At 71.3% G+C, this 11616-nt stretch carries 8 protein-coding genes; 6 read left to right on the plus strand and 2 right to left on the minus strand.

Annotation, left to right across the window (positions count from 1 at the left end):
- Window positions 1-252: 252 nt before the first annotated feature.
- The 5 genes from ACYVO2_RS23110 (at window position 253) to ACYVO2_RS23130 (ending at window position 5664) form a co-directional block, all read left to right on the plus strand.
- On the plus strand, window positions 253-1410 hold the full coding sequence (locus ACYVO2_RS23110; protein ID WP_461009852.1) for a branched-chain amino acid ABC transporter substrate-binding protein: 1158 nt from the start codon (window positions 253-255) through the stop codon (window positions 1408-1410).
- A 201-nt stretch (window positions 1411-1611) separates the two neighbouring features.
- Window positions 1612-2532: a branched-chain amino acid ABC transporter permease gene (locus tag ACYVO2_RS23115; protein ID WP_461009853.1), complete on the plus strand. Its 921-nt coding sequence runs from the start codon at window positions 1612-1614 to the stop codon at window positions 2530-2532.
- Window positions 2529-3899, plus strand: a complete 1371-nt coding sequence (locus ACYVO2_RS23120) for a branched-chain amino acid ABC transporter permease (RefSeq protein WP_461009854.1) — start codon at window positions 2529-2531, stop codon at window positions 3897-3899. The genes ACYVO2_RS23115 and ACYVO2_RS23120 overlap by 4 nt, the downstream gene beginning before the upstream one ends.
- On the plus strand, window positions 3899-4900 hold the full coding sequence (locus ACYVO2_RS23125; protein ID WP_461009855.1) for an ABC transporter ATP-binding protein: 1002 nt from the start codon (window positions 3899-3901) through the stop codon (window positions 4898-4900). Before ACYVO2_RS23120 ends, ACYVO2_RS23125 begins: the two co-directional genes overlap by 1 nt.
- The gene (locus tag ACYVO2_RS23130; protein ID WP_461009856.1) at window positions 4897-5664 is read left to right on the plus strand and encodes an ABC transporter ATP-binding protein; all 768 of its coding nucleotides are present in this window, start codon (window positions 4897-4899) and stop codon (window positions 5662-5664) included. Before ACYVO2_RS23125 ends, ACYVO2_RS23130 begins: the two co-directional genes overlap by 4 nt.
- A gap of 102 nt (window positions 5665-5766) precedes the next feature.
- Here ACYVO2_RS23130 and ACYVO2_RS23135 read toward each other — a convergent pair whose 3' ends face one another.
- Both ACYVO2_RS23135 and ACYVO2_RS23140 read right to left on the minus strand, forming a co-directional pair.
- Entirely contained in the window at window positions 5767-6279 is a 513-nt protein-coding gene (locus ACYVO2_RS23135) for a PaaI family thioesterase (protein WP_461009857.1), read from the minus strand.
- 108 nt (window positions 6280-6387) lie between these two features.
- Window positions 6388-8667 carry an FdhF/YdeP family oxidoreductase gene (locus tag ACYVO2_RS23140; protein WP_461009858.1) on the minus strand — a complete coding sequence of 760 codons (2280 nt, stop codon included), beginning with the start codon at window positions 8665-8667 and terminating at the stop codon, window positions 6388-6390.
- A gap of 131 nt (window positions 8668-8798) precedes the next feature.
- Between ACYVO2_RS23140 and polA the strand changes: the two genes are divergently transcribed.
- Window positions 8799-11525 (plus strand): DNA polymerase I, encoded by a 2727-nt coding sequence (gene polA, locus ACYVO2_RS23145; protein ID WP_461009859.1) that lies wholly within the window; start codon window positions 8799-8801, stop codon window positions 11523-11525.
- The last annotated feature ends 91 nt before the right edge of the window (window positions 11526-11616 follow it).

The raw sequence follows: 11616 nt of genomic DNA on the forward strand, positions 1-11616 counted from the left end.
AGACGTGGATCACATTCGCCCGCCCCGGGAGCCCCGCTCCCGGGGCGTTCGCGTGGGCGTCCGGAAGGCGGTAAGGAGTGTTCTGTTTCCGGCGCATGACCCAGGTCACAGGCCGATCACATATCCCCCTTCGGACTATCTGTACTGCATAACGGCCTAATAGATTCCCGCCACACCGCACGTTCGTGCGGCGGTCGACGTCGCAGGACCGGCGTCAGACGACACGTTCCGGGCGGTACCAGGGGAGTCCCGTTGCTCAAGAAGACCATGATCAAGCTGGCCATTCCGGTCGTCATCGGCTCGATGGCACTCACCGCCTGCGGCAGCGACTCCGGAGGCGATGGCGGGTACAAGATCGCGTTCCAGGGTCCGCTCTCGGGTGACAACACCGCGCTCGGCGAGAACATGCAGAACGGCGTCAAGCTCGCCATTGACCAGGCCAACGCCAAGGGCGACCTCGACTTCGAGCTCGAGTACATGGCCGCCGACGACCAGGGCCTGCCGGACAAGGCCACCTCCGCCGCCCAGAGCGCGATCGACGACGGCAGCGTCGTCGCCGTCGTGGGCCCGGCCTTCTCCGGCCCGACCAACGCCGCGAGCCCGCTGTACGCGGAGTCCGGCCTGGTGACCGTGTCGCCGTCCGCGACGAACCCCACGCTCACCGACGAGGAGAACCAGTTCACCAGCTTCCTGCGCGGTGTCCCGAACGACAACATGCAGGGGGCCGCCATGGCCACCTACTACGCCAAGAAGCTGGGCCTTAAGAAGATCTACCTCCTCGACGACAAGTCCGACTACGGCAAGGGCCTGTCGACGGTCGCCGAGAAGGACCTGAAGGCCGCGGGCGTGCAGGTGGTCAAGAAGAGCGTCCCGGCGAAGACGCCGGACTACAGCGCCACCGCCAGGGACGTCGTGAACTCCAAGGCCGACGGTCTGATCTACGCGGGTTACTACCAGGACCTCGCCCCGCTCGCGAAGAAGCTGAAGGAAGCGGGCTACAAGGGCGCGGGCATCTCCGGCGACGGCTCGAACGACCGCAAGTTCGTGGAGCTGGCCGGCGACTCCTCCGAGGGCTGGTACCTGACCTGCCCGTGCACCGACGCCTCCGTCGAGGCGGGCACGAAGAAGTTCACGGAGGACTACCAGAAGGAGTTCAACCAGCCCCCGGGCACGTACTCCGCCGAGGCTTACGACATCACCAACATGATCATCGAGGAGATGAAGAAGCTCGGTGGCGACGTGGACCGCGAGGCGCTGCGCGACGCCCTGAAGAAGGCCTCCTACAAGGGCCTGACCAAGACCTTCTCGTTCGACGACAAGGGCGAGTTCAAGGGCACGGACGTGTTCCTGTACCAGGTCAAGAGCGGCAAGATCGAGTACCAGGGCAACGTCAACGAGCTGGTCGGCTGAGCCGGGCCGAGAACGGCTGACGCCGCGGGGGCCGGGAGTGAAGGACGCCGTCCCATCTCCCGGTCCCTTCGCGCAGGCGCCGCGAGCCGCCGCACCACCATCCACGCCCCGCAAACCGACCCCGGGCCGGGCCGGCACCCGCCACAGCGTCGTCGCTCATCGATGCCCGCGCCCCAGCTCCCACAAGGAAGTCACGTCCCCATGTCCCTAAGCGAATTCTGGGACTACCTCGTCCTAGGGGTGATGCTCGGCTCGCTGTACGCCGTCATCGCCATCGGGTACACCCTGGTCTACGGTGTGCTCCAGCTCATCAACTTCGCGCACAGCGAGGTGTTCATGATGGGTGGATACGGCAGTCTCATCGCGTTGACGGTCGTCGACGTCGGCAACCCCTCCGGCGCCATGTCCGTCGTCCTCGTCCTGCTGGCCCTGGTGGCCGGCGCCGTCTTCGGCGGCGCGACCGCCTACGGCCTGGAGAAGGTCGCCTACCGGCCGCTGCGCAGGCGCGGCGCGCCACGGCTGATCTTCCTGATCACCGCGATCGGCGCCTCCTTCTTCCTGTACAACCTGGCCGGCAAGCTGTTCGGGCGCGACCCGCTGCCGTTGCCGGAGATGTACGAGAACAAGAAGGTCTTCAGCTTCTTCGGCGCGGACATCAACATCACCCAGTTGCTCCAGTTCTCCGCCGCGGTGCTCATGATGATCGGCCTCGACCTGGTGGTGAACCGGACCAAGTTGGGCAAGGCGATCCGCGCGGTGGCGCAGGACGCCGAGGTCGCGGGCCTGATGGGCATCGACATCGACAAGGTGATCTCCCGTACCTTCGTCATCGGCGGCATGCTCGGCGGTGTGGCGGGCTTCCTGTTCGCCAACCTCAACCAGGTGAAGTTCGACATGGGCTTCCTGCCGGGCGTCACGGCGTTCGCCGCGGCGGTCGTCGGCGGTATCGGCAATGTGCGCGGCGCGATGCTCGGGGGTCTGCTGCTGGGCATCACCGAGACGCTCACCGTGCCGACGCTCGGTGAGGAGTGGCGGTACGTGACGGCGTTCGTCGTGCTGATCCTGGTGCTGATGTTCCGGCCGACGGGCATCCTCGGCGAGCGTCTGGGGAGGGCGGCATGAGCGCGGACACGACGGCGGCGAACCGGACCGCCCAGGCCATGGCGAAGCTGCGGCAGCAGCCGTGGTACAGGCAGCCGCGGATGACGCGCCTGTGGTCGATGATCGCGCTCGGTGTGCTGCTCGCGCTGATGACCGGCGAGCAGGGCAACACCCGCGACATCTTCTACTCGATCGAGACCAGTCTGACCGGCGCCAACCTGTGGATCTGCCTGGCGATCACGGTGGGCCTGTGGGCGGTGCGCGAGTTCGCGGCCGACCCGGTGAGGAAGGTCGCCACCCAGGTGTCGTCCGGGGTGGGCGGTCCGCTGGACCAGTTCCGCACCCGGGTGCAGAAGGACGCGAAGCTGCGCTGGGCGCTGATCGGCCTGGTGCTGGCGCTGGCGATCCTGGTGCCGTCCGGGCTGGAGCGGTACTGGCAGACGGTGCTGGTGGACCAGATCGCGGTGTACGCGCTGCTGGCGATCGGCCTGAACGTGGTGATCGGCTGGGCCGGCCTGCTGGACCTGGGCTTCTTCGCGTTCTTCGCGGTGGGCGCCTACAGCACCGCGTACTGGACGGGCCGGCTGCCGGTGGAGCCGCCGGTGGAGCTGAACAACTTCTGGGTGATCCCGATCGCGGTGTGCACCTGCCTGGTGGCGGGCCTGCTGCTGGGCGCGCCCACGCTGCGGCTGCGCGGCGACTACCTGGCGATCGTCACGCTGGGCTTCCACGAGATCGTGTACCTGCTCGCGAAGAACGCGGACGACATCACCGGCGGCCCCTCGGGCGCGCGGCTGATCCCGGACTTCTCGATCGACCTGGGCCCGCTGAGCTACAAGTGGACCCTGGACCCGATCCCGTACTGGTACCTGATGCTCGGGTTCATCGTGCTGCTGGTGTTCCTCTTCTCCCGGCTGGAGCACTCGCGGGTGGGCCGGGCGTGGACGGCGATCCGCGAGGACGAGATCGCGGCGGCGGCCAACGGCGTGAACACCGTGAAGTACAAGCTGATGGCGTTCGCGATCGGCGCGTCCACCTCGGGCATCGCCGGTGTGGTGTACACGAGCAAGATCGGGTACATCAACCCCGAGGTGTTCCTGCTGCTGTACTCGATCCTGGTGCTCAGCTACGTGATCTTCGGTGGCATGGGCTCCCTGCCGGGCGTGCTGCTCGGTGCGGCGTTCCTGGTGTGGCTGCCGGAGGCGCTGCGCGACTACGTCGAGCCGCAGGACCGCTACATGTACCTGGGCGCGCTGCTCGTGGTGATGATGATCTACCGGCCGCAGGGTGTCTGGCCGTCCCGCCGCCGTCAGCGTGAGCTGAAGATGGCGGAGGAGGGCCTCGGGGACGCCGACGCGATGTCCGAGCCGGCGGGAGGCAAGTTCTGATGACCACCGACGTGACCAAGGACGCGACGGCCCCCGTGGCCGGTGCGGCGGACACGGTGCTGGAGACCTCGGGGGTGACCCTGCGGTTCGGCGGCCTCACCAGCCTGGACAACGTGGACCTCCGGATGCGCCGGGGCGAGATCCTGGCGGTGATCGGGCCGAACGGCGCGGGCAAGACGTCGCTGTTCAACTCGCTGACGGGGGCGTACACCCCGCAGGAGGGCCGGATCGTCTTCCGCCCCAAGGAGGGCGGGGAGCACCAGTTGCTCGGCCGCAAGCCGCACGTGGTCAACCGCCTGGGGCTGGCCCGCACCTTCCAGAACATCCGGCTGTTCTCGGCGCTGACGGCGCTGGAGAACGTGAAGATCGCGGCGGAGACCCGGCTGAAGGCCGGCCCGATCTCGATCATGTGCGGGCTGCCGCACGCGCGCCGGGCGGAGCGGGAGAGCGACGAGCGGGCGCACCGGCTGCTGCGGTTCGTGGGCCTGGAGGACAAGCTCAACGAGCTCGCGGGCTCGCTGTCCTACGGTGACCAGCGCAGCCTGGAGATCGCGCGGGCGCTGGCCACCGAGCCGCAGGTGCTGCTGCTCGACGAGCCGGCGGCGGGCACCAACCCGACGGAGAAGCTGGATCTGGAGCGGCTGATCCGGCGGATCAACACCGAGCTGGGGGTGAGCGTGCTGCTGATCGAGCACGACATGCGCCTGGTGATGTCGGTGGCGGACCGGGTGCTGGTGCTCAGCTTCGGCAAGAAGATCGCCGAGGGCACTCCGTCCGAGGTGCAGCGGCACCCGGCGGTGATCGAGGCGTACCTGGGCTCCGCGGGCGAGGAGAACGCCGCCGCCGTGGCGGACGTCATCGCCGAGCAGGAGGAGCACTCCGAGGAGGGCGCCGCCGAGGGCGGGCCGGCCGGCGGGCAGCAGCCCGCCGGGCAGCCGGCCGGGAAGAGGCCGGCTGTCGAGGAGACGGCTGTCGAGAAGTCGGCGGAGGACGGCGAATGAGCGAGACGGTGGCGCTGGACAAGGAGCGGGGCGGTGCCGAGGGCTCGCCCCCGGCGATGCTGGAGCTGCACGGCCTGCGTGTGTTCTACGGCGCGATCGAGGCGCTGAAGGGCATCGACCTGACGGTCGGCGAGGGCGAGATCGTGGCCCTGCTCGGCGCCAACGGCGCGGGCAAGACCACGACGCTGCGCACCATCTCGGGCATGATCCACCCCCGTGAGGGCCGGGTCACGCTGCGCGGCGAGCGGATCGACGGCATCAAGTCCCACCACCTGGTGGAGTTCGGCATCGGGCACGTGCCCGAGGGGCGCCGGGTGTTCGGCACCATGACGGTGCTGGAGAACCTGGAGATGGGCGCGTACCGCTTCAAGTCGGTGGACTCCGCCGACCTGGACCGGGTGTTCACGCTCTTCCCGCGCCTGGCGGAGCGGCGGACGCAGTTGGGCGGCACGCTCTCCGGCGGTGAGCAGCAGATGCTGGCGATCGGCAGGGCGCTGATGGGCCGGCCGGAGCTGCTGCTGCTGGACGAGCCGTCGATGGGTCTGGCGCCGCTGATCGTGCAGCAGATCTTCGAGATCATCAAGGAGATCAACGAGCAGGGCACGACGGTGCTGCTGGTGGAGCAGAACGCGGCGCAGGCGCTGACGCTGGCGAACCGGGGCTATGTGCTGGAGACCGGTGAGGTGGCGATGGCGGGCGAGGCCGACGGGCTGCTCGCCGACCCGCGGGTGCGCGCCGCCTATCTGGGCGAGGGCGCGGCGTAGGGCCGCGTCCCGGATCCGTGTCCCGGTGGGGGCCGCCGCGGGGCGGCCCCCACCGGCGCGTCCGCCGTCCCGGCGGCGGGCGACGCGGCGGGCGCGGGAGGCTCAGCCGTTCCCGTTCCCGTTCCCGTCCCCGGTCCCGTTCTGGCTGCGCCGGGCGGCCGGACTGTCCCGCAGGACGCAGGTGAGCCGGGCCGTGCACACGCGGCGGTCCTGCTCGTCGGTGATGGCTATCTCGTAGGTGGCGGTGGTCCTGCCGCGGTGCAGCGGGGTGGCGGTGCCGGTGACGGTGCCGGAGGCCATGCCGCGGTGGTGGGTGGCGTTGAGGTCCACGCCGACGGCGACGCGCCCCGGGCCGCCGTGGAGCATGGCGCCGATGGAGCCGAGGGTCTCGGCGAGCACCGCGGAGGCGCCGCCGTGCAGCAGGCCGTACGGCTGGGTGTTGCCCTCGACGGGCATGGTGCCGACGACCTCCTCGGCGCTGGCCTTGAGGATCTGGATGCCCATGCGCTCGCCGAGGTGCCCGCCGGAGAACAGCACGGGCAGTTCCATGCCGAGTCCGGAGAACCGCTCCTGGACGTCGTCGGGGAAGAACGGGGTTCCGGGGGTGTCCGCCATGGGGCTCCTACTCCGCTGACCTGGGCCTTCTATGATCAGTCCTTTCATATCAGGTGGCGCCTCGAGCGTCCCTTCCGCGCCCCGGCGGCGGGGACGGTGCGCCGGGTGTCAGGTCCGCGCGGGCTCCAGCCGCACCACGAGGGACTTGGAGGTGGGCGTGTTGCTGGCGTCGGCGGTGGAGTCCAGCGGCACCAGCACGTTGGTCTCGGGGTAGTAGGCGGCGGCGCAGCCCGGGGCGGTGGGGTAGTGGACGACGCGGAACCCGGGGGCGCGCCGCTCGGTGCCGTCCCTCCACTCGCCGACCAGGTCGACGTAGCAGCCGTCGGGCAGGTCGAGGGCGTGGGCGTCGGCGGGGTTGACCAGCACCACGCGGCGGCCGCCCCTGATGCCGCGGTAGCGGTCGTCGAGCCCGTAGACGGTGGTGTTGTACTGGTCGTGCGAGCGCAGGGTCTGGAGCAGCAGCCGGCCGGCGGGCACGGCGGGGTACTCCACGGGCGCGGCGGTGAAGTTGGCCCTGCCGGTGGCGGTGGGGAACGTCCTGGAGTCGCGGGGGGCGTGCGGGAGGGTGAAGCCGCCGGGGGCGCGCACGCGGGTGTTGAAGTCGTCGAAGCCGGGGACGACGCGGGCGATGCTGTCGCGGATGCGGTCGTAGGAGGCGGCGAAGTCCTCCCAGGGGACGGTGTCGTCCGGGCCGAGGACGCGCCGGGCCAGGCGGCAGACGATGGCCGGCTCGGACAGCAGCAGGTCGGAGGCCGGGGGGAGGGTGCCGCGGGAGGCGTGCACCTTGCCCATGGAGTCCTCGACGGTGACGAACTGCTCGCCGCTCCTCTGGAAGTCCCGCTCGGTGCGGCCGAGGGTGGGCAGGATCAGGGCGCGGGCGCCGGTGACCACGTGGGAGCGGTTGAGCTTGGTGGACACGTGCACGGTGAGGCGGCAGCGGCGCATGGCGTCCTCGGTGACGGCGGTGTCCGGGGAGGCGGCGACGAAGTTGCCGCCCATGGCGAGGAACACCTTCACGCCGCCGTCCCGCATGGCCCGGATGGCGCGCACCACGTCGTGGCCGTGGTGCCGCGGCGGGGCGAAGCCGAACTCCGCGCCGAGGGCGTCCAGGAAGGCGGGCGCGGGCCGCTCGAAGATGCCCATGGTGCGGTCGCCCTGGACGTTGCTGTGGCCGCGCACCGGGCACACCCCGGCGCCGGGGCGGCCGACGTTGCCGCGCAGCAGCAGGAAGTTGACCACCTCCCGGATGGTCGGCACGGAGTGCTTGTGCTGGGTGAGGCCCATCGCCCAGCAGACGATGATCCGCTTCGACTCCAGCACCATGGCGTGGGCCCGCTCGATCTCGGCGCGGGCCAGTCCGGTGGCGGCGCGCACCTGCTCCCAGTCCAGGTCGCGGGCGGCTTCGGCGAACTCGTCGAAGCCGTGGGTGTGCTCCTCGACGAACGCGGTGTCCACCGCTCCCGGGGTGGTCAGCAGCAGGTGGTTGAGGGCGCGGAAGAGGGCCTGGTCACCGCCGACGCGGATCTGGAGGAACAGGTCGGTCAGCGGGGCGCCGCCGCCGACCAGGCCGCGCACCGTCTGCGGGTTGCGGAACCGCTCCAGGCCGGCCTCGGGCAGCGGGTTGACGGTGACGATCCTGGCCCCGCCCGCCTTGGCCCGTTCCAGGGCGGTGAGCATGCGCGGGTGGTTGGTGCCGGGGTTCTGCCCGGCGACGACGATCAGGTCGGCGCGGTACAGGTCCTCCAGGCTGACGCTGCCCTTGCCGACGCCGAGGGTCTCGGTCAGCGCGGTGCCGGAGGACTCGTGGCACATGTTGGAGCAGTCGGGCAGGTTGTTGGTGCCCAGCTTGCGGGCGAACAGTTGGTAGAGGAACGCGGCCTCGTTGCCGGTGCGGCCGGAGGTGTAGAAGACGGCCTCGTCGGGGGAGCCGAGGGCGGCCAGCTCCTCGGCGACGATGTCGAAGGCGCGCTCCCAGGACACGGGCGTGTAGTGCTCGGCGCCCTCCTCCAGGTACACGGGCTCGGTGAGCCGGCCCTGCTGGCCCAGCCAGTAGCCGGACCTGCGGGCGAGGTCGGCCACGGAGTGCCGGGCGAAGAAGTCGGCGGTCACCCGGCGGCGGGTGGCCTCCTCGGCGACGGCCTTCACCCCGTTCTCGCAGAACTCGGCGCGGTGCCGGTCGTCGTCCTCCGGCCAGGCGCAGCCGGGGCAGTCGAAGCCGTTCTTCTGGTTGACGCTGAGCAGGGTCAGCAGGGTCCGCTTCGCCCCCATCTGGGCGTGGGCGACGCGCAGGCTGTGGCCGACGGCGGGCAGGCCCGCCGCGGCGTGCCGGGGCGGGCCGACCTCGGGGGCGTCCTGCACGGGGTCGTGGGCCGGGGGTCCGCTCGCCATCTCGTTCCTGCCGCCCTTCCGTCTCGCCTGCCGGGGTCCGCCCGCCGCGCGGTCCCGCCGCCCGGCGGTGCTCCGCGCCGCGGTGCCTTCGCGCCTGGCACGAGGGTACGCCGGGCGGCGCCGCGGGGGCGGTGTCGGTGGCTGCCCCTAGGATTCCAGGCGTGGCAGCGAAACAGTCGAACCGGCCCCGCCTGCTCCTGCTGGACGGGCACTCCCTCGCGTACCGGGCGTTCTACGCGCTCCCGGCGGAGAACTTCACCACCTCCACCGGGCAGCCGACGAACGCCATCTACGGCTTCACCTCGATGCTGGCCAACACGCTGCGTGACGAGCAGCCCACGCATCTGGCCGTGGCGTTCGACATGTCGCGCAAGACGTTCCGCACCGAGGAGTACCCCGACTACAAGGCGAACCGGGCGCAGACGCCGGACGAGTTCAAGGGGCAGGTGGAGCTGATCGGCGAGCTGCTCGACGCGATGCGGGTGCGCCGTTTCGCGGTCGAGGGCTTCGAGGCGGACGACGTCATCGCCACCCTCGCCACCAAGGCCGCGGCCGACGGGTTCGAGGTGCTGATCGTCACCGGGGACCGGGACTCCCTCCAGTTGGTCACCGAGGACGTCACCGTGCTGTACCCCACCAAGGGCGTGTCGGAGCTCACCCGCTTCACCCCGCAGAAGGTGGAGGAGAAGTACGGCCTCACCCCCGCCCAGTACCCGGACTTCGCCGCCCTGCGCGGCGACCCGTCCGACAACCTGCCGGGCATCCCGGGCGTGGGGGAGAAGACCGCCACCAAGTGGATCAAGCAGTTCGGCTCGTTCACCGAGCTGGTGGACCGGGCCGGCGAGATCAAGGGCAAGGTCGGGCAGAGCCTGCGCGACCACCTGGACGCGGTCAAGCTCAACCGCCGCCTCACCGAGCTGGTGCGGGACGTGGAGCTGCCCTGCGGCCCCGCCGAGCTGGTGCGCGAGCCGTACGACAGGTCCGCGCTGCACGTGGTGCTGGACGCGCTGGAGTTCCGGCACGCCAACTTCCGGGAGCGGATCCTCGCCGCCGACCCCGGCGCCGCCGAGGAGGAGCAGGCGGCGCCGTCCGGCGCGGGCGTGGCCGTGGACGGGCAGGTGCTGGCCGCGGGCGAGCTGGCGCCCTGGCTGGAGCGGCACGCGGGGGAGCCGCTGGGCGTGGCCACGCTGCACACCTGGGCGCTGGGCTCGGGCAGCGTCGCCGAGGTGGCGCTGGCCGCCGCGTCCGGGCCCGCCGCCTGGTTCGACCCCGCCGGCCTGGACGAGGCGGACGAGCGGGCGTGGGCCGCGTGGCTGGCCGACCCGGGTCGCCCCAAGGTGCTGCACATCGCCAAGGACGTGATGCGGGTCTTCGCCGAGCACGGCTGGCGCGTCGAGGGCGTCACCATGGACACCGCGCTCGCCGCGTACCTGATCAAGCCGGGCCGCCGCTCCTTCGCGCTGGACGAGCTGTCGGTGGAGTACCTGGGCCGCGAGCTGCGGGCCGCGTCGGCGCCCGGCCAGGTGGACCTGTTCGCCGACGAGGAGGCCGAGACCGAGGCGCTGATGGTGCAGGCCCGCACCGTGCTCGACCTCGCCGAGGTGTTCACCGGCCGGCTGGAGCAGGACGGCGCCGACCGACTGCTGCACGACGTCGAGCTGCCCATGAGCGCGCTGCTGGCCCGCATGGAGCGCCACGGCATCGCCGCCGACCGGGCGTGGCTGGAGGCGCTGGAGGCCCAGTTCGGCACCGCCGTGCAGCAGGCGGTCGCCGCCGCGCACGACGTGGTGGGGCACGAGTTCAACCTGGGCTCGCCCAAGCAGCTCCAGGAGATCCTCTTCGGCGAGCTCGGCCTGCCCAGGACCAAGCGGATCAAGACCGGGTACACCACCGACGCCGACTCGCTGACCTGGCTGGCCACCCAGACGGACAACGAGCTGCCGGTGATCCTGCTGCGCCACCGCGACCAGACCAAGCTGCGCGCCACCGTGCAGGGGCTGATCAAGTCGGTGGCGCCGGCCGGCCGCATCCACACCACGTTCAACCAGATGGTGGCCGCCACCGGGCGCCTGTCCTCGGCCGACCCGAACCTCCAGAACATCCCGGTGCGCACCGAGGAGGGCCGCAGCATCCGCCGCGCCTTCGTCGTCGGCGAGGGCTACGAGTCGCTGCTCACGGCCGACTACGCCCAGATCGAGCTGCGCATCATGGCCCACCTGTCGGAGGACGACGCGCTGATCGCCGCGTTCGCCTCCGGCGAGGACCTGCACACCACCGTGGGCTCCCAGGTGTTCGGGGTGGAGCCGGACCGGGTCACCGCGGACATGCGGCGCAAGGTGAAGGCGATGAGCTACGGGCTGGCGTACGGCCTGTCGGCGTTCGGCCTGTCCCAGCAGTTGGCCGTCTCCCCGGAGGAGGCGCGCGGTCTGATGGACACCTACTTCCAGCGCTTCGGCGGCATCCGGGACTTCCTGCACCGCGTGGTGGAGGAGGCCCGCGCCACCGGCTACACCGAGACGCTGCTGGGCCGCCGCCGCTACCTGCCGGACCTCACCAGCGACAACCGGCAGCGCCGCGAGATGGCCGAGCGGATGGCGCTGAACGCCCCCATCCAGGGCTCCGCCGCCGACATCGTCAAGATCGCGATGCTGAAGGTGGACCGCGCCCTGGCCGGCGCGGGCCTGAACTCCCGGCTGCTGCTCCAGGTGCACGACGAGATCGTGCTGGAGCTGGCGCCCGGCGAGCGCGAGGCCGTGGAGAAGCTGGTCCGCCACGAGATGTCCACCGCCTACCCCCTGCGCGCCCCGCTGGACGTGTCGGTGGGCGTGGGCCGGGACTGGGAGACGGCGGCGCACTGAGACCCGCGGCCCGGCGCGCCGCCCCGCCGCGGGGGCGGCGTGCCGGGCGGCGCGGCGGGCCCGGCCCGGGGAGGGCGCCGGCCACCGCACC

The organism is Streptomyces capparidis, assembly GCF_054782095.1.